The organism is Dorea sp. AF36-15AT, from assembly GCF_003477705.1.
Classification (GTDB): Bacteria; Bacillota; Clostridia; order Lachnospirales; family Lachnospiraceae; genus Claveliimonas; species Claveliimonas ammoniilytica.
This window is the reverse complement of the sequence record NZ_QUDV01000001.1, coordinates 322,756-348,036: the sequence shown is the minus strand read 5'-3', so window position 1 is coordinate 348,036 and position 25,281 is coordinate 322,756. Positions and strand designations below refer to the sequence as shown.

At 39.7% G+C, this 25,281-nt stretch carries 24 protein-coding genes, 2 tRNA genes, 1 CRISPR repeat array and 1 other annotated feature; all 26 genes read right to left on the bottom strand.

Features of this window, described 5'->3' with window-relative positions:
• Nucleotides 1–80: 80 nt before the first annotated feature.
• The 26 genes from DWZ93_RS01550 to DWZ93_RS01420 all read right to left on the bottom strand — a co-directional run bounded on the left by DWZ93_RS01550 (nucleotide 81) and on the right by DWZ93_RS01420 (nucleotide 24,825).
• Nucleotides 81–165, bottom strand: a tRNA-Leu gene (locus DWZ93_RS01550).
• A gap of 113 nt (nucleotides 166–278) precedes the next feature.
• A tRNA-Leu gene (locus DWZ93_RS01545) sits at nucleotides 279–363 on the bottom strand.
• A gap of 94 nt (nucleotides 364–457) precedes the next feature.
• Nucleotides 458–814 (bottom strand): 50S ribosomal protein L20, encoded by a 357-nt coding sequence (rplT, locus tag DWZ93_RS01540; protein ID WP_118384226.1) that lies wholly within the window; start codon nucleotides 812–814, stop codon nucleotides 458–460.
• 32 nt (nucleotides 815–846) lie between these two features.
• Complete coding sequence (rpmI, locus tag DWZ93_RS01535; protein ID WP_004846382.1) at nucleotides 847–1,044, bottom strand: 50S ribosomal protein L35; 198 nt, start codon at nucleotides 1,042–1,044, stop codon at nucleotides 847–849.
• 31 nt (nucleotides 1,045–1,075) lie between these two features.
• Nucleotides 1,076–1,570: a translation initiation factor IF-3 gene (gene infC / locus DWZ93_RS01530; protein ID WP_118451802.1), complete on the bottom strand. Its 495-nt coding sequence runs from the start codon at nucleotides 1,568–1,570 to the stop codon at nucleotides 1,076–1,078.
• Nucleotides 1,571–1,834: 264 nt separating this feature from the next.
• On the bottom strand, nucleotides 1,835–2,698 hold the full coding sequence (locus tag DWZ93_RS01525; RefSeq protein WP_118451801.1) for a DegV family protein: 864 nt from the start codon (nucleotides 2,696–2,698) through the stop codon (nucleotides 1,835–1,837).
• Nucleotides 2,699–2,809: 111 nt separating this feature from the next.
• A complete protein-coding gene (locus tag DWZ93_RS01520) occupies nucleotides 2,810–4,171 on the bottom strand; it encodes a spore germination protein (RefSeq protein WP_118451800.1) in 1,362 nt (453 codons plus the stop codon).
• Between the two features lie 131 nt (nucleotides 4,172–4,302).
• Entirely contained in the window at nucleotides 4,303–4,821 is a 519-nt protein-coding gene (locus DWZ93_RS01515; RefSeq protein ID WP_118451799.1) for a dUTP diphosphatase, read from the bottom strand.
• A gap of 15 nt (nucleotides 4,822–4,836) precedes the next feature.
• Nucleotides 4,837–5,610 (bottom strand): ABC transporter ATP-binding protein, encoded by a 774-nt coding sequence (locus tag DWZ93_RS01510; protein WP_118451798.1) that lies wholly within the window; start codon nucleotides 5,608–5,610, stop codon nucleotides 4,837–4,839.
• Nucleotides 5,597–6,484: an ABC transporter permease gene (locus DWZ93_RS01505; protein WP_118451797.1), complete on the bottom strand. Its 888-nt coding sequence runs from the start codon at nucleotides 6,482–6,484 to the stop codon at nucleotides 5,597–5,599. Before DWZ93_RS01505 ends, DWZ93_RS01510 begins: the two co-directional genes overlap by 14 nt.
• A 19-nt stretch (nucleotides 6,485–6,503) precedes the next feature.
• On the bottom strand, nucleotides 6,504–7,526 hold the full coding sequence (locus tag DWZ93_RS01500) for an ABC transporter substrate-binding protein (RefSeq protein ID WP_118451796.1): 1,023 nt from the start codon (nucleotides 7,524–7,526) through the stop codon (nucleotides 6,504–6,506).
• Between the two features lie 96 nt (nucleotides 7,527–7,622).
• Nucleotides 7,623–7,870, bottom strand: a binding site (T-box leader).
• Between the two features lie 88 nt (nucleotides 7,871–7,958).
• Nucleotides 7,959–9,296: a type III-A CRISPR-associated CARF protein Csm6 gene (gene csm6, locus DWZ93_RS01495; protein ID WP_118451795.1), complete on the bottom strand. Its 1,338-nt coding sequence runs from the start codon at nucleotides 9,294–9,296 to the stop codon at nucleotides 7,959–7,961.
• Nucleotides 9,297–9,320: 24 nt separating this feature from the next.
• Nucleotides 9,321–9,638, bottom strand: coding sequence for a CRISPR-associated endonuclease Cas2 (gene cas2 / locus DWZ93_RS01490; protein ID WP_118451794.1), 318 nt, complete (start codon nucleotides 9,636–9,638; stop codon nucleotides 9,321–9,323).
• Between the two features lie 23 nt (nucleotides 9,639–9,661).
• Nucleotides 9,662–10,666 carry a CRISPR-associated endonuclease Cas1 gene (gene cas1, locus DWZ93_RS01485; RefSeq protein WP_118451793.1) on the bottom strand — a complete coding sequence of 335 codons (1,005 nt, stop codon included), beginning with the start codon at nucleotides 10,664–10,666 and terminating at the stop codon, nucleotides 9,662–9,664.
• A 129-nt stretch (nucleotides 10,667–10,795) separates the two neighbouring features.
• A CRISPR array of direct repeats spans nucleotides 10,796–12,237; the repeat unit is 35 nt; unit sequence GTTTTCGTCCCCTCTCGGGGATATCTATTATCTAT.
• Between the two features lie 136 nt (nucleotides 12,238–12,373).
• On the bottom strand, nucleotides 12,374–13,495 hold the full coding sequence (csm5, locus tag DWZ93_RS01480) for a type III-A CRISPR-associated RAMP protein Csm5 (protein WP_118451792.1): 1,122 nt from the start codon (nucleotides 13,493–13,495) through the stop codon (nucleotides 12,374–12,376).
• A gap of 2 nt (nucleotides 13,496–13,497) precedes the next feature.
• Complete coding sequence (csm4, locus tag DWZ93_RS01475; protein ID WP_118451791.1) at nucleotides 13,498–14,406, bottom strand: type III-A CRISPR-associated RAMP protein Csm4; 909 nt, start codon at nucleotides 14,404–14,406, stop codon at nucleotides 13,498–13,500.
• Between the two features lie 11 nt (nucleotides 14,407–14,417).
• Nucleotides 14,418–15,083 carry a type III-A CRISPR-associated RAMP protein Csm3 gene (gene csm3, locus DWZ93_RS01470; RefSeq protein WP_118451790.1) on the bottom strand — a complete coding sequence of 222 codons (666 nt, stop codon included), beginning with the start codon at nucleotides 15,081–15,083 and terminating at the stop codon, nucleotides 14,418–14,420.
• Between the two features lie 15 nt (nucleotides 15,084–15,098).
• Complete coding sequence (csm2, locus tag DWZ93_RS01465; RefSeq protein WP_118451789.1) at nucleotides 15,099–15,503, bottom strand: type III-A CRISPR-associated protein Csm2; 405 nt, start codon at nucleotides 15,501–15,503, stop codon at nucleotides 15,099–15,101.
• Nucleotides 15,503–17,815 (bottom strand): type III-A CRISPR-associated protein Cas10/Csm1, encoded by a 2,313-nt coding sequence (gene cas10, locus DWZ93_RS01460; protein WP_118451788.1) that lies wholly within the window; start codon nucleotides 17,813–17,815, stop codon nucleotides 15,503–15,505. Before cas10 ends, csm2 begins: the two co-directional genes overlap by 1 nt.
• Entirely contained in the window at nucleotides 17,812–18,588 is a 777-nt protein-coding gene (cas6, locus tag DWZ93_RS01455) for a CRISPR-associated endoribonuclease Cas6 (RefSeq protein WP_243061052.1), read from the bottom strand. The genes cas10 and cas6 overlap by 4 nt, the downstream gene beginning before the upstream one ends.
• Nucleotides 18,589–18,764: 176 nt before the next feature.
• Nucleotides 18,765–19,571 (bottom strand): SDR family NAD(P)-dependent oxidoreductase, encoded by an 807-nt coding sequence (locus DWZ93_RS01450; protein ID WP_158574270.1) that lies wholly within the window; start codon nucleotides 19,569–19,571, stop codon nucleotides 18,765–18,767.
• Complete coding sequence (locus DWZ93_RS01445; protein WP_118451787.1) at nucleotides 19,568–20,749, bottom strand: oxidoreductase; 1,182 nt, start codon at nucleotides 20,747–20,749, stop codon at nucleotides 19,568–19,570. Before DWZ93_RS01445 ends, DWZ93_RS01450 begins: the two co-directional genes overlap by 4 nt.
• Nucleotides 20,750–20,783: 34 nt before the next feature.
• Nucleotides 20,784–22,055, bottom strand: a complete 1,272-nt coding sequence (locus tag DWZ93_RS15125; RefSeq protein ID WP_330421701.1) for a hypothetical protein — start codon at nucleotides 22,053–22,055, stop codon at nucleotides 20,784–20,786.
• A 21-nt stretch (nucleotides 22,056–22,076) separates the two neighbouring features.
• Nucleotides 22,077–22,559, bottom strand: coding sequence for a DUF2716 domain-containing protein (locus DWZ93_RS01435; protein WP_279220005.1), 483 nt, complete (start codon nucleotides 22,557–22,559; stop codon nucleotides 22,077–22,079).
• 457 nt (nucleotides 22,560–23,016) lie between these two features.
• Entirely contained in the window at nucleotides 23,017–23,502 is a 486-nt protein-coding gene (locus DWZ93_RS01425; RefSeq protein ID WP_118451784.1) for a hypothetical protein, read from the bottom strand.
• Between the two features lie 102 nt (nucleotides 23,503–23,604).
• Nucleotides 23,605–24,825, bottom strand: a complete 1,221-nt coding sequence (locus DWZ93_RS01420; protein WP_118451783.1) for a hypothetical protein — start codon at nucleotides 24,823–24,825, stop codon at nucleotides 23,605–23,607.
• Nucleotides 24,826–25,281: the final 456 nt, after the last annotated feature.

Genomic DNA, 25,281 nt, shown 5'->3' with positions numbered 1-25,281 from the left:
GTCGTCAAGGTCCTCAGCAAGCTAGGCCTTTGACTCGTCGCAATACAAAAAAGGCAACCTGATTACTCAGATTGCCTTTATGCGGAAGATGGGACTTGAACCCACACGATCGCATTGATCACAAGATCCTTAGTCTTGCTCGTCTGCCAGTTCCGACACTTCCGCTGAACATTAAATATTATATCGAATGAATAGATAAATGTCAATACCTAAATGAATAAATCTTGTTTCGTCTTGTAAATATAACAAAAGGCAACCTGATTACTCAGATTGCCCTATGCGGAAGATGGGACTTGAACCCACACGATCGCATTGATCACAAGATCCTTAGTCTTGCTCGTCTGCCAGTTCCGACACTTCCGCATGACTTATTCCGTCCGAAGATTATAATAGCACATCCCCGAACGGTTGTCAATGTTTTTAAAACTTTTTAAAAAGTTTAAATTATTTATTACAATTAAGCTAATTTGCTCTTTGCAACTTCTGCTACTGCAGCGAATCCAGCCGGATCATTAACAGCCATCTCTGCAAGCATCTTTCTGTTCATGTCAACATTAGCCAGCTTCAGTCCATACATGAACTTGCTGTATGACAGACCATTCATTCTTGCTGCTGCATTGATACGAGCGATCCACAGCTGACGCATCTGACGTTTGCGCTGCTTTCTTCCTGCATATGAAGAAGTAAGTGCTCTCATTACAGACTGCTTAGCAACTCTGTACTGCTTAGAACGTGCTCCTCTGTATCCCTTTGCCAGTTTCAGGGTTCTATTATGTTTCTTCTTAGCGTTCAATCCGCCTTTAATTCTTGCCATGTCTTATATCCTCCTTCAACAATTACCAGATCTTAGAGATATGGTAATACTTTCTTCATGTTCTTTACATTTGTTGCATCAGTAATTGTAGACTGTCTGAGATTTCTTTTTCTCTTTGTAGACTTCTTGGTTAAGATATGGCTCTTGTAAGCTTTATTTCTTTTTAATTTTCCTGTACCTGTCTTTTTGAATCGCTTAGCAGCGGCTCTATTTGTTTTAATTTTTGGCATGATAAAATCCTCCTTAATGTATTTTTTATTTTTAACGTTTTACGGTTAAAACCATGCTCATATTACGTCCTTCGAGTTTGGCCGGCTTCTCAACCTGTGCAACATCCTTCAGCATATCTGCAAAATCATCCAAAATGTGCTTGCTCTGCTGAACATGAGCCATCTCTCTTCCGCGGAAACGCAAAGTTACCTTAACCTTATTGCCTTTCAGAATGAACTTCTTGGCATTATTTACCTTTGTATTCAGATCGTTAGCATCGATGTTCGGTGACATGCGTACTTCCTTAACTTCCACCGTCTTCTGCTTCTTCTTGGCCTCTTTCTCTCTGCGGCTCTGTTCGTATTTGTACTTGCCGTAGTCGATAATCTTACATACCGGCGGCTGTGCCTTAGGAGCAATCTTAACCAAATCCAGCTCTGCCTCTCTTGCAAGCTTCATAGCATCTCTTGAAGACATCACTCCAAGCTGCTCTCCATCTGCGCTTACTACACGTACCTCTCTGTCCCTGATCTGCTCGTTAATCATTAAATCGCTAATTGTCGTACACCTCCATGATAGATTGTCTGATACATCTCTGCATCTGTTATCTGTTAATACAAAATGAGTGAACAGTCACTGACTATCCACTCATCTATCCACATAAAAATCCTTTCAAACAAAAGATTAATATTATGCAATATATTGAACCAATAGTCACCCGATTGTGCTATGGTGAGAGCGGATACTCTACTTTCTTTTCTTCACACAAAAATTAATATACCACGCTTCTACTCTTGTGTCAATACTTTTTTATCGTTTATTTCCCATGCAGAATGTAGCTACTACACCCGGACCGGTATGACTGCCGATAACCGTTCCAATATTATGGATAAATACATTCTCAATGCCCATTTTCTCACGAACCAGCTTCGCCACATACTCTGCATCTTCCAGGCAATCACCGTGGGTGATCATAATGATCTCATTGTCCCATCCCTCAGAACGCTCCACTGCCATGTCGACAATCTTATGCAGGGATTTCTTACGACCGCGCTCTTTACCGATTACCTGCAGCGCACCATTATCATCCATATGAATGATCGGTTTTACTTTTACCATGGTTCCAAGCACTGCCGCTGTCTTGGATATGCGCCCTCCTCTGTGCAGATGGAACAGATCATCCACCGTTACATTATGACAAACATGCAGTTTATTCTCTTCTACCCACTGTGCCACTTCTTCAATTGTCTTGCCTGCTTCTTTCTGCTTTAACGCATAATATAGAAGCATCGCCTCTCCCATACATGCACACAGCGTATCCACTACTATGACCTTTGCCTCCGGATACTCTTCTTGCAATTCTTCCGCAGCAATCTTCATACTGTTACAAGTGCCGCTGAGTGCTGATGAAAATGCCAGATGTAACACATCCTTTCCTTCTTTTACATATGGCTCCAGCATTTCTTTTGCTTCCTCCGGATTGATCTGAGAGGTCACTGACATCTTACCCTCTCTCAGCTTCTGGAAAAATTCTTTGTCTGACAGTCCATACATATCTGTATACTCCTGTCCATCTATTGTATATTTCAATGGAATCACCGGCACATTGCGTTCTTCCAGCCATTCTTTCCCCGTATCAACGGTACTGTTTACTGTAATGATATAATCTCGCATGGTCTACCTCCTCGTCCCCTCTGTCATTCATGACCTAATCATATAAGATTTTACTCCATCTGTCCACAAATTCAAGAGATTCCCACGCCAAAATTTCACATCATTTTTTTACTAATTTCGGCTAATATGCAGATAACTGTGTCCGGTCAGCGTCTTATTAAAACAAATGCTTCCGACCACCACCAGCACACCTAGCACGAATCCTGCCCAGTTCAAAAGCGCAGTCAAAATCAATAGCTGCAGACGCATAAATTTCAGTGCATAACCAAGTTCAAAATTTGGCTGTGTATAATTTGCCACAGAGACGAACGCCATTGCGAGCATAATCTCACTGTTAAACCACCCGGACGATACTGAAAATTCTCCCAATACGAGACCTGCGATTACACTCAACGGCGTACTTAGCATATTCGGCGTATTCATTGCAGCTAGCCGCAGGCCGTCGATAGCCAGTTCCAGAATCAAAAGCTGCCAGATAAGCGGTACATTCACCATATCCCGCACCGCAACAAATTCAAATGTCTCTGGCAGCCACCGCGGATTCTGCATAAAAAGCAGATACACAGGTGTCAGAAATACCGTCATAAAAGCAATTAACCCTCTGGAAATCTTAAGATACACGCCTGTTAAGGTCGGAAAATAATAATCATTTGCCTCCTCCACAATATCGAAGATTGATGTTGGAAGAATCATTGCCGACGGAGAATTATCCACCATAATTACAATCTTTCCCTCCAGCAGACATGCCGCTGCTGTATCCGGACGTTCTGTATATTTAAACTTAGGAAATGGATTATACCACTTACGTTTCATCAGACATTCTGCGAGACTCTGCTGATTCATTCTCAGAGCATCAATCCGTATCTGACTGATTTTACGCAATAGTTTCTTCAACAGTTCCGGATCTACCCGATCCTCCATATAACAGACTGCCACATCCGTCCCTGTACTTTCTCCCACTTCCATCATTTTCATAATCAGATGTGGATCCCGGATTCTACGCCTCATAAGTGCAGTATTGAACACAATCGTCTCTACAAATCCGTCTCTGGATCCGCGAAGTGCTTTGTCCTTATCCGGCTCATCCACGCTCCTTGCCGGATACGTACGGCAATCTATGATAAAGCAGCCTTCGTATCCATCAATAAACAGCGCTGTTGTTCCGGATAAAATATTATGAAATATCTGGTCAAACCCCACCAGAATATCCACTTCCACATATGGGATATGACTTTTTGAAAATGCCGTTGCACTCTTTGGCATATCTTCTTCCGTAATTGACATCATAGAATCCATAATCTTCAACATTGATTCGTCTTTCGTAAATCCATCCACAAAGAAAAATGCTGCCTCCCGGCCTCCGATCATCATATTTCTCTGAACAATATCAAAGCTCTCCTGCACCGGAAGAATCTCATTCACATAGGCTGTATTTTCCTTCAGCGACGCAGTGGCATTTCTGTATTCAGGCATATCCACTCCTCCATTTCTGTCATTCAGACATATATCAGAAATAGCATGCCCACATACAAAAAAAATATGCAGAGCATCTGCCCTGCATATCGGTTCTTATCTCATTCTTATTACGCTTTCTGTTCCGGCATCTATGCCTTGGTTGTGCTGCCAAATCCGCCGTTGCGCACTGTCTGCACGTTGTCGTCCACCGTTATGCCATATTCCACAAAAATTCCCTGCATAAATCCATTACCAGCTTTCAGCTCTACCGTTTTGTCTTCATTCGAATCATTGGTAATCTTGGCAAATATATGTCCTTCATTGTCAGAATAATAATAGTCACTGTCGATGATACCGACCGTATTGTTAAGCTGCAGACGATATTTAAATCCAAGTCCACTTCTCGGATAACACTTCAGCACCCACTCTTCTTCCATGTGTACCCGGATACCGGTCGGAATCTTTACCGTCTCTCCCGGTGCAATGGTAAAATCAACCGGGGCATAGAAATCATACCCGGCAGATCCGCTGGTTGCACGCTTTGGGAGTTCGATTCCGTCATAGATTTTCTGAATCTTCTCTGTACTACTCTCGTCAAATGTATCTTTCCAGGCTGCTTCGAACTGTGCGAAGCTCACCTTTTCAAACTTTGCAATTCTCTTTGCCATCTGTCACATTCCCCTTTAATTTCCGCATTCGATGCTGATCTCATTGAATAATTTGAGAACGTCATCCACAGACATACTATACTTTTCCTCGCCCTTCTTGTCAAGGATAGCCTCTCCCTGATGCATCATCAGCAAACGATTGCCATATTCCATTGCATAACGGAGATTGTGTGTAACCATGATGGTCGTCAGTTTCTTTTCTTTTACGATCTTATCGGTAAGCTGCATGATCAGTTCTGCAGTCTTCGGATCAAGCGCTGCCGTATGCTCATCCAGGATCAAAAATTCGATCGGAGTCATTGTGGACATGAGCAGTGCCATTGCCTGACGCTGTCCGCCCGACAGCACGCCTACTTTCACATCCATCTTATCTTCCAGCCCGAGTCCAAGCTGGCTGAGCTGTTCTCTGTAGTAATCGATCCTTGCTTTATTCGTTCCTCTGCCAAATCCATAGCTCTTACCTTTATTATCTGCAAGAGACATATTTTCCAGAATGGTCATCGACGGACAGGTTCCCACTGCCGGATTCTGATACACACGACCAATACGACGGTTTCTCTGATATTCCTTTTCTTTGGAAATATCCTTTCCACCAATGCAGATCTGTCCACCTTCTGCCGGAATACTTCCGCAGATAATATTGAGCATAGACGTCTTACCGGAACCGTTACTTCCTACTACAGAGACAAATTCTCCATCTTCGATTGTCAAGTTAAAATCCTGAAACAGGCACATCTCATTGACTGTGCCCGGATTGTAATATTTGTGGATATGCTTAAGCTCCAGCATCCGTCTTCACCTTCTTTCTGCGTTCCATACCAAGCACCAGGATTGCCAGGAATAATACTGCCGTAATCAGTTTCATTGCCTGTGGTTCGAAATTGCGGAGTGCGATTGCCACACATGCCTTATATACCACAGAACCGATCAGCACTGCCGAGGTTGCCTTTAATAAGGTAAGCTTCTTAAACAGGCTGGTGCCAATGATAACGCTCGCAAGTCCGATAACGATAGCACCAGTGCCCATTGAGATTTCAAATACACGCTCTTCCTGACAGAATACGCTGCCTGCCAGTGACACCAGACCGTTTGCAATTGCAAGGCCCACGATCTTTACATTCCCCTGATCCTTTGCAAGAGATGTAACCAGTGTCGGATTATCACCAACTGCGCGAAGCAGATAACCGGATTTGGTCTCCAGATACAGATCCAACAGAATTTTGCTGATCACTACCAGAACGATTACAATGATCAATGTAGTGTATGCCTGAATACCTTCTGGGATCATATTGCTCAGTGTATCATTTTTAAATATTGTCTGCTGTGAAAACAACGGAACATTCGCCGTTCCCGCCACATACAAATTGATCGTCCACAGTGCTGTCATCATAATAATACCAGATAACAGATCGCGGACACGGCATTTCACATGGATCAGTCCAGTGCAGATACCAGCTACTGCTCCTGCCGCAAATGCCAGCAGAAGTGTCAGATAAGGATTCATCCCTCCTGTCAGGAAATATGCCGTGATCGCACCGCCCAGCGGAAAGCTTCCATCTACGGTCAGATCCGGAAAATCCAGAATCTTATAGGTGATATATACTCCAAGAGCCAGTATCCCGTAGATCAGCCCCTGCTCTAAAATTGATATTACAAAATCCATGAAAAATGCCTCCGTTAACTTATTCAGAAATTGTATCGAAGCTTTCTACTGCCGAATCAGCAAGGTCAGATGGAACTTCGATTCCAAGATTCTCCGCTACTTTTGTATTTACATAGAAACCTGGCTCAGAAATAATCTCATAAGGAATCTCTGATGCTTTTTTCTCGCCCTTCAGAATCTGTGCAGCGATCTTACCTGTCTGTTTGCCAAGTTGGATATAATCAATACCCTCTGCGGCCAGGCAACCGATCTTCACCTGTTCAATCTCACTTCCGAATACCGGAATACTTTTTTCATTCGCCTTTTCCAGAATAGTAGGAAGAGATGCTACTACGGTGTTATCTGTAAGATTGGTAATGCAGTCAACTTTGGTCAGCAGATCGTCTGTTGCAAGTGCGATCTCTGATGTCTGGCTGATTCCCTTTGTCTCCAATGTAAATCCATATTTATCTACTAATGATTCATATGTTGCAATGGCTGATACGGAGTTTGCTTCGCTGGTTGTATACAGGATACCGATTGTCTTAGCATCCGGCATCATTTCCCGGATCATTTTCAGCTGTTCCTCAACCGGGAGTGTATCAGAAGTTCCTGTTACATTACCTACCGGATTACCATCCTTGTCCGCAAGCTCTGCTGCAACCGGATCAGTAACTGCTGTATACACAACCGGAATATCTTTATCCATTGCTGCATTATATGCGCTCTGTGCACTCGGTGTTGCAATTGCACAGATCAAATCCATATTATCAGATACAAAAGAATCCGCGATCTGAGCATTGGTAGCAGTATCTGCCATTGCATTCTTAACTTCTACCTTCAGATTATCTCCTTCCTTGATGCCTTCCTCTTCCAGTCCTTCCAGGAAACCTTCCCGGCAGTTATCCAGTGATCCGTGCTCTGCAAACTGCTGAATACCAATCTTGTAGCTTGCTTCCTTGTTGTCTCCGTCTGAAGCTGAGGACTCCTTGCTGCCACATCCTGCTGCCATAGCCATCACCATTGCTGCTGTCATCATAATTGCGATTGTTTTCTTTTTCATAATACTGTTCTCCTTTTCTCTGCTATAAGTTTCATGTTAGGAGAGATAATCAGTGAACTTCGTCCAAATAATAAAGAAAACCGCCCCAAACAAAATGTTTGAGGCGGTAATAATTATCATCATTATCGCGGTACCACTCAACTTGACTAGCGTCCACTCTTCTCATGTACTAACATACATCCCTGATTGATAACGGGTTCGGTTCCCGACAGGCCATAATTTCTTTCGATTTCCGGCTGCCCTCGAAAGTCCATTCAGCTATCCGTTCCGTATGGCAATCTCACCACCTGCCACTCTCTTTAACTTCACGCTGATAACTTACTCCTCTTTCTCAACGGTTTTACTATTTACAAGTGCTATTGTACGACAGTGTAACAGAGTATGTCAAGAAAATCTTTTGATTTACTTCTATTATTTTTTATATCTTCTATTTTAACCCATCTGTTCCAAAATCTTTTCATTAAGAAGTTCATATGATTTCCAATATTCCTTTTTTATTGGAATCGCTGTATATGTAAATAATTCTTTTAATTTTTCCATAATCTGCTCACCTGCAAATCCTGTCTCCTTCTGAATTTTCTTGTCAGTAATAGATATAATCTGATGTGCAGCCAAATTCCGAATCCTGCTCTCCACTTTTCTAATATCATCCACAAGTGCGTTTAACCGAACATCTGTATTCATCATTAATAGCAAACCACGCAATGCATCTGAATATACATTTCCCATTTGAAATTGTTTACCTTTAGATCTGTAATATTTTTTTAAATTATCTCCTACTTCTGTATTATTCAGCTTTTCTGGTGACCATTCACGAATAGTTTCTCCACGTCTTTTTCTGAATGAGCAATAGTCATCAATCACAACACCACATTGTTTCTTCAATATAAGTTCTAGCATATCTACTACCAATGGCGTGATTGCTCGAATAAAGTCTGCATATTCCGAGCGTTTTAATTTAATCTCAACATTTAATGCATATTCAAAATACTTTCGATCAGACGAAGTCTTTATAGGCAGACATTGAAAGCCTGTCTTCTTAACCGCTTGATCTACACCTGCAAAATCTAGCAGAACTCTTCTAGATGCCAGATACAAAAGTTCTCTATATTTTTTTGTATTTTCAGCAGACATTGTATCCGCCACTTCAAGTGCTGCCTGATAATCATATACTTTAATGTGTTTCTTTATAATCTCTTCTTTTTTTATCTTAGACAATGTAGGACACTGAATCTCCTTACAACGATTTTCACATGGTTCTTCATTATCTTCATCCAATTCCCACAAAAGTTCCACATCATAATCTTTATGCATATGTTCATTAATTTTTCTTTCCGGCGTTGATACCTGAATCAATTTGGCCGGAAACTCTCCCAGTGTCTGCAATACTGCTAATCCGCTCTTCATCGCCGGAGTACCTGACGATATATTTAGCAAAAGTGTATCTGTAGAATCCATTTCTTGATATATTTTTTCAATGATCGCACGAAAATCCTCATAAAAATAATCAAACTCATGTACCTTCGTCAGTTCCCGTCGTTCAATAACTTCATACTCCATTACTCTCTTCTGCTGTTCTGCCAAGCGGTCCAGACAATACCTATATCTATCATCCTGATCCTGATAATCCAGCATTTCTTTAGACATATACATAATCAACTTGTCTGGTTTATACATCCTGCAGATATGCAACATCGAACCGTCTCTGCAATTTGTAGACGATATTGGATCTGTTCCTCCAACTGGAGTAAATAATATTACTTTGTTCATCCTTTACACACCTCGTATAATTACTCATATAATTACTACTTCTTCATTTTCTATTTTATCATTAACACCATATAATGTAACCTCTCCTTCGCCCCTAATTTTATAAATTCTAACACTGTCCATTTCTTTATTAATCAATCCCGGAATTTCCGACAAAAGCTGTCGGTACAGGCTTTCTGATATCATTGCTTCAAACGCAGATTTTTGCACTCGGAAACCATATCCATTCATCTTCTTAGCGAAACGAACTCGTCTTTTATTATCCACAATATCATATATAATCAAAACATATAATTTCTTATCGGCATAAATCTGTGTAGTATTCCAAAAATAATTTTCCATCTACTATCTTATCTCCCTTACAACTACCGAATGACTATTGGATGATATTCGTCTGGATTCTCTGTCTCAATTGCTCGTACAAACTGATTAATCTGCAAATCAATTGCCCGTCGAAAGCTCACACTATAATCAATATACGTCAGATATTTATTCTCAGCTCTAAATTTCACTTCCAGTTTTTTAATATATCGCCTAAATCCATCTTTATCCAAAAACACTCCCGGTTGATCAATATCAGAGTAAAAATTGTCCTTTGTCAGTTCATGTCCGTTCAGCATACTCATCGCGGTAGAATCAATCAATACTGCTCTCCACTCTTCCATGAGATCACTTGCCAGTGTAGGATGTTTTTCACGATCTTTATGCATCACACCAAAATATGGATTCAAGCCTTTTCCTTCTATCTTACCATATAGCTCATTCAAAATAACAGAATATCCCAGACTTATCATAGAGTTAAACGGATCAGTCGGTGGTCTTCTCGTCCGTCCTTTGAATGCAAATTCTGAATCTATCAATTCTCCAAGTACCCGGAAATATATTTTTGCAGCAGTACCTTCATATCCCATGATTTGTTCTATACTGACCACTGAAGATACTTTTTTATACATATTATTCATTTCAACAATTGCTCTCTGAATGTCCTGCTGTGAATGTCTTGCATATCTTCTCAACACAACACTCTGATTGCGTATTTTTGCCTCAATAATTCTTTTTGAAAATTGAAGCTTAAACTCTTCGTTGTTAGCAATGGATGCCTGTATACGTTGACGTTGAACATTAACATGAGATGTCGAAATCAGCCTTCCATAATATGCCCCATTTGTTGAATAAAATAAAATATTAATTCCACGCTTTAAACATTCTTCTAAACATTGCGTTGTAATCTGTACTTTTCCAAATACCTCTATCACTTCCATCGTTTCTACTGGAATACTTTTGATCAGACCTTCCTTATAATGCACCTGAAATCGATTATCTTTAACACCTATACTCGCCCCCTGCTCACATACATATAAATAACTCATTTTCTCTACTCTCTTTCTCATTTTATCATTTATCTTATACTCGCTTAAGTATTTTGACTCAGTCCCCTAACGGGGCAGCTATTTTCTCTTGAGAAGTTCTTGATCTGTACACTCTATGACATGGCATTAGTTCTTGTCCCCTCTCGGGGATATCTATTATCTATCGCAACGCAGATCTTCACATAGTGGACTGGAACACGTTTTCGTCCCCTCTCGGGGATATCTATTATCTATCAGCTACGAAAGAATTCATTCATAAGGAGGAAAAGAAAGTTTTCGTCCCCTCTCGGGGTTATCTATTATCTATCTTGTGATGGATAAAGTACCAACAATTACTATACCGTTTTCGTCCCCTCTCGGGGATATCTATTATCTATCCTTATTTTACATACTGCTTAAGTAAAAAACTTAAACGTTTTCGTCCCCTCTCGGGGATATCTATTATCTATCGGCATAAAAAATACGAAACAATTAAAACATGCATTGGTTTTCGTCCCCTCTCGGGGATATCTATTATCTATCCATAGCCTAAAGTCACAACCGTGATAGGTTGATACTGTTTTCGTCCCCTCTCGGGGATATCTATTATCTATCGAGCCGTGGAAGATTGAGGATTTGAAGAAGTTAGAGTTTTCGTCCCCTCTCGGGGATATCTATTATCTATAAATCACTTTAAAAATTACTGAAAATGTTTGTCGAAGTTTTCGTCCCCTCTCGGGGATATCTATTATCTATTGAATCGATCGACTGGGGGGAGGTATTGGCATGGTTTTCGTCCCCTCTCGGGGATATCTATTATCTATAAGATGAACAAATTATCTATTAAATTGTTGACAAGTTTTCGTCCCCTCTCGGGGATATCTATTATCTATGTTACTTATAATTTTATTAACACTACACATGTAGTTTTCGTCCCCTCTCGGGGATATCTATTATCTATGATATGGTCAACCAGCAAAAGCCTTCACCGAACAGTTTTCGTCCCCTCTCGGGGATATCTATTATCTATACAACAAAAGTTCAGTTTGAAAAGTGCAGAACAGGGTTTTCGTCCCCTCTCGGGGATATCTATTATCTATGATGGAAAGACAGGTATCAACGAAAGTCTAGTGCTGTGTTTTCGTCCCCTCTCGGGGATATCTATTATCTATAGATAAACAAAAAACAATCAGTGAAGGAGTTAAGGTTTTCGTCCCCTCTCGGGGATATCTATTATCTATATTAAAGGCAGAGTAGAAGCAAAAGAAACAGGAGTGTTTTCGTCCCCTCTCGGGGATATCTATTATCTATGAACAGCAAGAGAAGGCAAGAGAAACAAAGAATCGTTTTCGTCCCCTCTCGGGGATATCTATTATCTATGAGGACTTGCAAGACCTTATAAAAGACCTCGATAAAGTTTTCGTCCCCTCTCGGGGATATCTATTATCTATAAGTGGTGTTGTAACGTATGTATGTGGTGTACCTGTTTTCGTCCCCTCTCGGGGATATCTATTATCTATCAAAAACACATACTGTATTATCAAAAACTGTATAATAGTTTTCGTCCCCTCTCGGGGATATCTATTATCTATCCTGTCCTCACAATCCCTCTGATTATCAGGGCGCATTTCCCGGTTTGCGGTTCACTTCCGCAAACCAGAAAATATTTCTTATTGAAAACCTTGAAATATAGCAGAACGCCTTATTTTTAGCACATCGGCGCAAACTCTATGTTTCTGTATATGATATCTGTCCCCTTCCCATATCATACAGTTTACCATTATATCTTGTACATTTACATACATGAGGTGCAAGTTTTAAACGTATATCTTTTGAATGTTTATGCTTATTATACGATACTCCCAATGTATTCTTAAATATACTATCAATTACGCGATATGCATCGCCTCCAAACAGTGCATAATGCACTGTTTTAGACGGAAATCCTGCTCCACCTCCAAGCCATATTATATCTTTATCTTTAGTACTTCTGCAAAATCTTGCATAAAAGTATCTATTACACATGCCATTAAACACATTCAATGCTTCCATTATATCCTCCATGCAATAAGGACATAATGTAGTATCAATTGATACGTCAAATGTAATCTCTGTCCCAGGTTTCAAAACTTCCCTCAATAATGGAAGGCATTTTTCTTCTCGCTCTAATGTATAATCAATCTTCTGACACAACGTCAATTGTTCCACAGAAATAGGAACGCTGTCTCCCACATGCAGACCTGACATATTGTCATTCACTGCACTGCCGGCTTTCGTTTCATCTCTGTTCAGTGTATACAACACTTGCTGTTCCAGATAATCTGTTTCCTTTGCAAGACATTGTTTTCGCGATGCTCGTTCTCTGGCACTGCGTTCAATTTCTCTTTTTGTTCTGGCATAATATCGCGGATTATTTTGAATCTCCCACGCAATCAATGCAGTCCGAAACATTCCTTTAATACTGCTTCCCGGTACATATGGCTTACCATACGCATCCTTAATAAATGTGTCAATTCCTTTCGGTCTTCCAGTTTGTGTAGCAAATGCATCTCCCGCATCCATCTCATAGCGTTTCCACACTTCATAATCTTCATTGCGGAACTGATGCTGTTTCATCCATTGACTAAGCGATGGAAGATTATTACGCGAATTCATCATGTAACTATCAAACTCTCTCTGCAATCCCTTTTTCTGAACAGTCATATACATTTTTTCAAAATCAGGGACTATAACTCGATGATTCCAAGGCATATAAAGATATTCCTTTTTGCCAAGCTGTACACCAGATCCTATATAAATGGGAGATAATGCCCGTATCGTCACTCTATAATGTTTTAAATAGTCTTTCATACTCACACCCCCATAAATAATGGTTTGGCATATCGATAAACTGGATGATTCCCGCCATCTGATACGTCATAGATATCTCCATCAAATTGACACATGAAACAAGATCCTGACTCAAATACGTATAAGTCTTTCTTTCTCCTCCATTCATCAGCATAACTATCCGATCCTACATAACCTGATCTCTTCTGTAATTGATATGACGCACCTTGTAAGACTTTCTCTAATTCCGCATCCGTTGGAAGTGCTCCTGATAAAAGCAGATAACGATCCGATGTTTTACCTAAAAATTCTCGAAATTCTTCTGGCATACGTCCAGTCTTCAAACTATATTTTCCAAGACCAGCCGACTTTTTCCCGCCAATTCCAGTATAAGATAATGCATCCAGTAATCCTTCTACTAATTCCTTTTCATCCCGGCTTGCATATCCCACAATAAGATATAAGCCATTTCCTCTATTGAAATAGAACGTTCCTACCCGAAATGGAAGTGTGTCCTCCTCATTTCTTACAAAAGACATTGTCTGTTGATAATATTGACCAAATTTGTTCATCGGATTATCTGCCAGATCCATCACTCCATCAAGATATTCTCCAAGTTTTTCAATCGGAAGAAATTTCAACTTCTTATATGCTTTTTTCTGTTCAGATTCTCCTCGATCTTTTGGTTCGATGTAAATCATTGGTTTAGGTACCATATAGTGTCGGCCAACATATGGTAATGCGTCAGAAATCCTTAATTTGTTCTTTTTGACAGCTTCATATAATTTCTGTTCTAAATGCAGTTTCAATGCTTCAATATACAATGCTGAGAACATCTGATCTGCCTGAAAGATATAAGTGCTTTCGTTCAGCATTCCTGTTCCAAAATGAACACCTGTCTGAAATTCTAATTTATAAATTGAATATTTCATAAGACGCTCCTTTAACGATTTAGTATTTCCTGACACTGATCAACCACATCATCAGATACTTCGCCGACAACTACGCAGACCTCTATATCACTTATTTTAACTCTCCCATAACCTCTGGATCCATTACCGCCCAGATAATCATACTCCAACAATCTAAACCCATCATTCAATATCTTCATATCATGCAAAATTTGTTCCTCAGTATCTTCATCTGTCACTTCATAGATCAGCTGCATTGGAAACTGTGCGCCACGCACCACACGCTCAATCTGACGCGGATTAGCCACAGCCGTCGTTCTTTTAATACTGTTTTCAAATTTAATTTCTGTCGGGCTTGTGAGCCCTGCATGTTTCAATTCTTCCCAGTTATCTAAAAACATGTCGCTAAATAAGATTTTGCTTGTACGTACGTGTCCTTTTTTTGCACTTCCAAACAACCTGATAAGACATTCCGTATCATCATCCGGTTTTTCGGCAATCTTCTCATTATATCTTTTCGCTAACAATGTTCTCATTTTCCCTTTTAAACTGCTTCCCGGAATCATAGGAGTTCTCGTACGTTCATCGCAAATAACCGGCGAATCTACAGCGCCTATTGCTGAAAATGCTCCAGAGCCTCCTATGTGTAATCCAGTTACTGTTTCTATTATTCCACTTATCTCAAGTTTTGCAAACATACCTGAACCTCCCATTTATTCATCTTTCATTCCGTTGAGCTTACCATAATATTTTCTGTATGCTACCAGAGCTTCCATATACCTGCTGAACAATATATACCTGCTTCTGCTTCCTTTAATTTCATCCAGACATTTCAATATATCAGCCTCTTCTACTAATTTACCAACCAATGGTTCTCGTCCGGCTTCGTACACAAATCGAATTTTCAGATAATTAATGCGTCCTATAATATCTGCCGGCAGTTTATCATTCTGCATATTCACAACTTCATTATATATACCTGCTGTCATTGCCAGTAGATTTCGAATCTTAGACGTTGTAACTAAGTTCACTATTTTGCCGCGTTTATCCTTTTGCATACACAAATTTTGTATCGCATGTTCTGCAATTTCCACATAATTATCCTCTGTTAATTTCATCACTCATTTTCCTCTCTTTCTCGATTCAAATACACATATAGATAAATCGCTGTAATCAATTCTCTTCGATCTGCTGCATTCTTACTCCACTCATACATTTCTTTAGAAAATTTGCGATATGCTGCTCTATGCTGCTCTTCTTGTTCCTCATCAGGCTCCATCCTCGCCAGCAAATAAACATATCTGGCAAAATTGATTTTATCCTTATCCTCTCTTAACAGTTCTGTAAGATGATATAAAAATGCCATTCCATGCTCTTCTGCCTGACCAAAATAAGCATCAATAACTTGAAACTTCTCTCCAAGTACTGACGAAATAAAATCCGCCCATGAATATGTGTGTTCCTTTGAAAAGACTGTGACTGCATTTTTATTATCTGCCTGTTTTGATGCATCTTCTAATTGTTCAACCTCTTTCGCCATAATATTTACTGGATACTTTGAAGGATACACGCCTATTCCTCCTGAAATTGTCAATGTCCCCTGTGTGAATTTTTCCAATGCTGATCTTATATCCACAAATGCCGCCACAACATCATTCCAGGAACCTGCCAGGAACACATCATCCCCACCTGAATACACAATTGTTACATTTCTCGCACCACCATCTGATAACAGCATCGAATTTCCATTCTCCAATATTTTATTAATATAAAGTTTAAAGAAAAGTGATAATTGTCGAGATAATGCAGCCGTTCTTGATAAGGTTACATAAGTATTATCTCCATCATTCTGCTGGAATCCTCTCACAAACGTTGTTCCAAGGTTATCTACATCAGCACGCAATATTCCAATCCGCTTGACACCACTGGATTTATCTGCCAGTTTTTCAAATGTATCCCCCGTCGTGTAGCTTCCAACCCACAATTTTGTAGCCACATGTTTCCCCGTATAAATATCATTTTTTGTGTAAGACCGCACATAATCAATCTGATCCATCCATCTCAATACATCTGATTTTTCACCAGCAAGTAAATATCTGTCACCCGGCAATGGCAATGCCCCTTCTTTCGGATTACTAGTTACCACAAAATAGTCCTTATACAAAATGTTTCCTGACATTTTTTCAAGTGAATTGCACAAGTCACATTTATCACCCTCCAATTGTGCAAGACGACGGCAGACTTTACATTCTCTTTCTCCATCGCGTTTTTTTCGATGATTCAGTCTGTATATATCCTCCGCTGTATAACGATTTGACTTTTTGCTCGAAATCATACGTGAAATTGTTAAATACAATTCTTCGTAACTACCTTCCGGTACATTACGAAGCGCATTTGCACTGGCCTGCGCATATCCCCCTGCAACATATAGTGCTGTTCCAAATGTGTCCATGAGCCATTTATTCAATTCTTTTTGATATGTTTCAACCAATTTCCGCACATTTTCTGTATTCGGAAATAATATATAACAATGACCGCCTCCAGTATAAATCAGATTTGCTCTTGACAATGCAACTCTGCTCAACAATTCATCTACAATGTGCTCCATCATAATTTCCAGATAAAAACTTCTTGCACGAAGTCCACGAAGAGCTCCCTGTTCACCAACTGTGTATATAAATTTTTGTATTCCTGATATATCCATTGAATATAGCAGAAACATTTTTTCATCATAAGACTGCCGTGCTCGTTCTAACAGACGTTTTTTATAATCCTTTTCCCCATCTTCTAACAGATACTGTTCCACACAGCTTGCAATGGCTGCTGTCATTTTTACATGATCATAAAGTGATATATCTGCCAATTCACGCTTAGATGTAGATGACGGAATATAAGTCAAATTAGCTTCCAAAACTGATAATAATGAATTCAAATACTCTTCACTGATTTCTATTCCTTTCAAGTTATCTGTAATATTCCGTATAACTTCCCGATAAAAATGATCATCCAGACTCACATCATCATCTGTTGGATAATTAATATCTCCCTTAGGCTGTAATATCTGCATAGCATAATGCTTTTTTTCATGATTTCCATTCAAAATGTTAAACACACTATCCAATGGAATTGATTTATCAAAACCTTCTTCCTTTTCATCCTTTTCTCGTCGATCTGCAAAAGCAGCCACATTATCTGCATAGTACGTTAAATATGCATTAGAATCCTTTGAAATATCCGCTTTCCGCAAATATATTCCATGATGATATCTGATACATTCCAAAATTTCTTCATCAGATATATGTGTTTCTGCTTTAAGATATTGATAACCGCTCTCACTATGATTTCTTCCATCACCGCTGCGATATGCTACTTTGCCAATATCATGAAGCAGACTTCCTATAATCAATTTAATTTGTTTATCCGCTATCACTCTTTTTTCCTCCCTTCCAGTATCTTAATACATCCCATTCCTAAAGATGTTTTTATTCCTACTCCCGAATATTCTCCAACTACAAATAGCATATGCGCAAAATTAACCATTGTATGTGCTCCGTCAATTTTAATTGTCACTTTGCCAATAAAAGACGGAATACGTACTCCTTCCAACGGAAAGCTAACACTTTTCAAATCGTATCGAACTATCTGTGCATTTTCATTCAACTGCTCTAATGTCTCGTTATCAAACATTCCTTCTTCACCATTTGCCGAATCATACTTATTCATCAGGCTCTGAAAAATACAATGCAGATTTGGATAAAAGACATATGTTCCATTTTGTTTAAATGCTGTAGGCGATATAAAATGAATAGTTATATACCGGGCATATTCTTTATCATAAAATTGCTCCATCAATTCTCGATATGCCATTTCTTTATATTTTTTATCTACAATATCGATATGAATCTTTTGTTTTTTTATCTCAATACTCTCTAACGTCCACAAAGCACCCTTAATAATCTTCTGCACCGCCTCTCGATTTAAGCACGATACAATCCAATACCATTCTCCATTTCGGCACTCTAAATGTTGCGTATATGGATGCAACTGGGACAAATGTAGATACTCTGCATAATCCATTGGAAGCATTTCCATTAATGCTCCATGAAAAAGCGAACTCATCTGATATGCTAATTTTTCTGAACTTTTTAATCTCATCTCTATCCTTGCCAGCATAATATCCTCACATTTTCTTTTATCATACACAAACCTTTTCTTCAATTTGTATAAATTCATTGTAGCAAATATCACCAGATTTTAACATAATTTTTCAGACATTTTTAATTTTTTACAATATTTTTCATTTTATTTTAAATCAAAAAGGATACCTCTTTACAAAAATGCCAAAAAGTATCCTTACATCAGTTTTTCATTTTCCAATATTACACCTTCGGAGGCTCCACAATGTCACCATACATATTTGCTGCCAGTCCATAACCGCCACACACTTCCATCAGATGTCCGGTGATCCAGGATGCTTCATCCGATGCCAGAAATACGATTGCATTCGCCTGATCCTGTGGTGTGCCAAGCCGTCTGATCAGTGTATGCTTCAGCCACGCTTCCTTAAATTCTTTCGGCATGGCTTTCTCGGTCGCTTTCGACACGGTAAATCCCGGCAGAACTGCATTGCACCGAATTCCCTGTCTTCCGTACTGAACCGCAATCTGCTGCGTCAGCATATTTACCGCCGCTTTTGCGACTCCATAGTAGGTACGAGACACATCCGGCTGAACTCCTGTGGATGACGATACATTAACGATCGAGCCTCCGCCTCCCGCGATCATCAGCGGAATTACCACTCTGGCGCACTCTGCACTGACGCCCAGGATAGATTCCATCAATCCCATACAAGTCTCATGACTGGTCTCAGTCACCGTAAGATTATCCTTTGCCGCAGAGGCTCCACCAATCGCATTATTAATAAAAATGTCGATTCTGCCGGCATCCTCATATGCTTCCTTGATTGAAGATTCTATAGTTTCCAACTTATCACATTCAAAATAAAGGACTCCTCTTACCTTTCCCGGATATTTTTCTTCTGTCGCTTCCGCAAGTTTTTTCCCTCGTTTCAGATTACGAACTAACATATAGACATCTGCACCCTCTTCCAGCAGTTTGTACATCGTTGCTTTACCGATGCCGCTAGTACAACCTGTAACCAATGCTATTTTCCCTTCACATTTCATAATACTCTGTTCTCCTTTATTTTTCGTCCAACCTGAGGATTCAACACACACCTGCATGCCTCATTCTTCTGAAGCTGCACACGCGAACAGGTTCCGCATCCAATGCAATGCTTAATCTCATCTTCTCTTTCTTCTTCAATCAGTTTTACAAAATCCGGCTGTACCAGTAATTCTCTTCCCACAAAAATGAACTCGCACTGATGCAATTCAAGTACCTGCTCTGCTTCCTGCGGATGCTGCACTTGTCCGCCGCCGATCGTTTTTATCACAGGAGCCTTCCCCGTCATTTTACGAATCCCCTGCTTCAGAATCCGGCACAGACCCGCTGTCTGGCATTCTGTTTCTGAACCCTTCACGGTATTCTCTTTCTCACTGCTCCACACGCCTGCTAGAACTTCAAGCGCATCCACGCCCGCATCCTGCAGCCTTTTCGCGTAATAAATGCCATCCTTCACGGTGATTCCGGCATCTTTTCCGCTTTCTGCAGCACTGAGCTTCACCACGATTGGAAAATCATTCCCACAAAGTTCACGGATTCTCTGTATGATGTTCAGATGAAACCGAATTCGGTTCTCTCTGCTGCCACCATACTCATCCGTCCGCACATTTGCCACGGAAGACAAAAACTGCTGTCCAAGATAATATCCTGTGCTGTGAATTTCCACGCCATCAAATCCTGACTTTTTCGCCCGAAGTGCTGCCTGCGCATACTTTTCTTCAATGTTATGAATCTCTTCAACAGTAAGCTCTCTCGGTGTCTCATTCGACAACTCCATCATCGTAGAATACGGCATTGCCACTGCACTCGGTGCAACCGGCTGCATGCCCGTTATCCTGCGAAATGCTCCACGCCCGGCATGACTGATCTGCAGGAAACATTTTGCTCCCTCTGCATGAATCGCATCTGTCAGCCTCTGCATCCCGGGAATGTATTTGTCATCATCAAGAATGAGCGGATTTCCTGTATTTTTCCCCAGTGGTGCATCAATACAAGTAACTTCCACAACGATAAGTCCGACACCGCCTCTGGCTCTGGCAACATAATGTTCAATCACTGCGTCATTGACAAAGCCATCGTCCGACTGATTCATCCCCATAGCACTCATGACGATTCTGTTTTTCAATTCTACTTTTCCAATGCTGCCCGGTGACAAGAGCATGGGGTATTTTTCATTCATGATTCTAGCACTCCTCTTGCAAATCATTCTATCCTTAAATCATAAACTTGTCCATATTCCGCTTAATCTCTTTCTTATGCATGTAATGTATTCCGATATGACCAATTCCAAGAATAATTGCTGAGCAAATTACAATTACATTTTCTGAATAAATTCCTAATAGCAATACCGCCATGACCGGAAGCGTCGCCCCTGCTAACGGAAATCCCATAAAAGAACTATAATAATCTTTCATCGTCTTGGAGCTCTTGAAATATTTCATCCAATAGCATTCATATAAAATCATCAAAGTTAATGCCATCATCCAAATTATAATTTTCCATTCAAAGTACAATCCGTCAACAAGTACCATTACTTTGGGATTAAGTGCCGGAAAAATCACAAGTGACGTACTTACTATGACCTGCCCAATACGTTCAAACATCAGCAATACTTTATTTTCTTTTTTTGCACTTTCAACGTATCCGATTGGTTTCCCCTTACGCGTCCACATGATATTGGGAACAAACAACATCAGCAGGAATACGACACCAGTAATACAAAATCCGAAATCATACGGCTCGTCCATTTGCTCAAAGACAATTGTCTTTACTCTGACTGCACTCATTCTATCACCATATTTTTCCTTAAGCTTTACCACCATTACGTTAGAATTGTGAAAATCTGTATGATAGCTTCCATAGATTCCCATGATTTTGCCACCACCACATCGTTCATAAGCATTTATAAAATTGGATACCATATACGATTCTCTCCGAGCAGAATCATTGGATTCATAATATGTAATTCCCTGCTGTATATTTTCATTAGCTAACGAATACTTCTCAGAATCAGTAAGCCCGTTTTCTTCCAGATATCTAAGATATCTCACCCCGGCAGTATTGTACAGATGCCCCACATCGGTTCCATAGAATATCGTCTCCGGACAATATTCTTTTATCTCATGAAAAAACTCATAAAAATATTCATTATCTCCTGCCGTGCCTTTAATCTCTTCAAAAAACTTATCAATCAGTTCATCCGAATCTTCTTTCATCCACTCATTCAAAAACTCAGCGCTAAAATATGGCAATTCTATAAACAGATTGCGACATCCTTCATCATAGAATTTCTTCCACTCTTGAAATTCAATGTCATAAAATTCTTTATAACCATGCATCTCTCCATAAAGATTTATCGTAGTATTCTCATTAGGAAGTACATCCCCGGAGCGATCGAATTGATTTAGAAGCCACGCCACCATAACCACTATCAATACCGTTCCAAAAGCTAATATTGTTTTAATCCGTGCTTTTTTATCCCTCACATCAAACTCCTTTTATTAATCTTAAATTCCTAAGCTAACTTTTTCTTTCTCAAACATCTCTATCAGCTTTTCTCCCATCACAACAATTTCATGTTTCCAAGGATGACCGAACAGCCCATATTTCCATTCCTTATCAACAAAGAAATGATAATCACCATTCGGATAATATGTAGGAAAATATACCTGACACTTTCTATCCGAATCATACTCTTCATACTCAAAAGGAATATGCTCCTTTGGCAAAAATGTAAAACAGTCATGCTGCCAATCAAGCGCATACATTTCATCATCTGTCAATTCTTCAAAACAAGAATTAATAATACTTTCCTGTTCAGCCGTCCAAGGCGTATCTTTGTAGTACACCTTACTCTCGCATGGAATTTGTATCCATTCACATTGGTGGTTCGTCCCAGGCTTGAATTTGTATACATCATACATCTTATTCCACAAGAAATTTTCTGTATCATTCGAAATAATATTCAATACTCTTCCACTCCAATCCATTTGTTTTAAAAACAGACTTATTTCACAGTTCATATCTTACTAACAGTATAACACAAAAAAGGCAATAAATGACTCCCCTCCATCGTTAGATAGATAAGTGTATTTACTGCCTTTTTTCATATTGGAAAAAATTTATTAATACTTTAATCCATTATGCTTTTTTCTTTCTATAAACAATCACTATACTTGCAATTGTACATCCGCAAAATACTTTCCACATTCACTACAATACCAGTACTCTATGTTGCCCTCCGAAACAGCTGTTGAAGCTTTCGCATCAACATGTATCAGATTTCCATGCCTCGACGGGTCATTTTCACCGTATTCTGCTTTGCAGACCTCACAGACAGCTTTATGCATACATGTTGCTGTACCACCTGTGTGTTCTGTCAAAATTGTCACTGTCTTTCGAGCCGTAAAACCGAATCTGTTCTCAGTCCTTGCATATATAACAATATCAAATACTTTTTACTCCCTCTGGAAGTGTAAAACTAAATGTATAATCTTGCGTATTACAAACTCTATCCGCGCCATTTATGGCGATTTCCGGAACAGTATTTACCAGAATCGTCACCTCTCCACACACGACACCTGGTTCCGTAACAGCATCTTCAGGCAGATGTTTCAGTGTGCAGCGCAGAATATAGCTTCCCGGAGTAATGCCAGCCGGAACCAGAATATTTGCGCCACCAAGATCAGCTCTGAAATCACCCCAGCTATGGTTCTGACTTCCTGACTGATCCAGCAATTCCACCGTCATCTTGTCATCTGCTTTAACGGTATTCAACGTCCATCGTACCGGAATAACATCCCCGCTATGATAAACAGCGCCGTCATTTGGACCACGTATTTCTCCTGCATTTTCCTCAGCAAAAACCGTAACTGGTACAAGGCACAGCATTATGCATAAAGCAAACAGGATGCTCAAAAATCTCTTTCTCATAATGTTTCCTCCATTTTTATACAACGAGTGTCTTTTTTCCAATATACCATACAGACATATTTTACACATCGTCGTTTTTTCTATAAAAATGGACATTCTCAGCTAGTTCTTTCTCTTATAAAAGACTGCCGTGCCAGCACCGGTTACTGCCAGCAGCAGAATGATGACCCAAAGCAATGGATCCGCATAGTCGCCTGTCTTAACAGCTGGATTGATTTTCTGATCCTTGATAACCAGAATGCTCTTTTGATCCTTATTCTTGGCATCCTTGTCATCGGATTTACCAGGAAGGGGAGTGTCCTGTTCAGGCTGTGGAGTCACTTCGCTGACTGGCGTCATCTCTGCAATGTCATAGAAATACGCATGATCAGCAGCCACTTCCATGGAAGAATAAGTCACTTCCTTTCCATTTAGAATCAACTTCGTGTTCTCATCAAATTTACAATTCTTTTCCGCTGCTGCAGAGGTCAAATCTATAAAAACAGAATAATTATATTTTTTCCCTTTTTCAAAGGCTTTAAATACATATTCGTCAGATCTTTCTGTCGCATGTATGATCTGATCACTGTTAGCCCATGGTCCTACGCTCCAGTCCTGGCCGGAAAGGGTGTAGAAATCTCCGTATCCATCGGATACTTTTGCAGTAAAAGTTGGTGTCTCATTTGTTTTAAAAGAAAGCGTTGCATTGTCGATACGAATATTCTTGATGATGCCGCTTTCGATATCCGAAGTATTTAGATTCAACTTACAATTAAAATGATATCTGGTATAGTAATCATCTCTTATTTCCTTTATTACAGCGTTACCGGTCTGTTCATCATAGTCAGTGCCGAGATACGTCAATATAGCACCCGTATATTCGGTACGCATAAATTGCAATGGATAAGAGGCTCCTGCATTCGCTTCATCCATTAAAGTCATCACGGCTTTATTCTCAGCTTTATTCCCTACGATTTTTAAAAAGGCATCACTGATGTTTTCTGTCTCTATAAGGCTGTTTTTGTCCGAATTAGCGAATTGGTAATACTTTGTTTTCTCTAAATCTACCATAGACCTTAGCGCATATGACAGAATATCTTCTTTCGTAAAATCGATAATATAATCCTCACCTATAGTTAAGTTAATATCATCTGTTACATTGAAATCGGTAAAATTGTTTCTGACAGTTGTTTCCACTGTAATAGTTCCGCCACCAGGAGAATCCATTACATCTACAGAATCATTCTCATCTTCCGCAAGCACAGTTGCAGATGGAAGTATAGCACAGATACACAGTGCAAGCAAAAATGCAAGTAAACCTTTTGTTCTTTTCAACTTTTTCATATTGTTCTGCTCCCCCTTAATTTGCTATTGCTATTCAATCCGCCTGTATATTCTGACAAAAGTGCCCCTGTCTTTCGAACCGTAAATCAGTTTTACAACGAGGGCAATCAGGCATTGTTACACAACAATTGTCTTTTTCCCAATATACCATACAGACATATTTTACACATCGTCCTTTTTCCCACAAAAATGGACATTATTTCAAAATAATATCTCGCATATTATCTGTCATGTCATACCACCTTCCGAGATTGTTCGCGGTCGTCAAGGTTCTTAGCAAGCTAGAACTTTGACTCGTAGCGATACAAATAAGACGTATGAATTTCAAAATCCATACGCCTCATAATGCTTAATATTTTGTCTCCATTTCAACTTTCACGATATGCAAATTTATATTAATTTACATCAAAATCGAGTGATTTTAACATAGACGGCAGAATGCTTTAAAATAGCGGA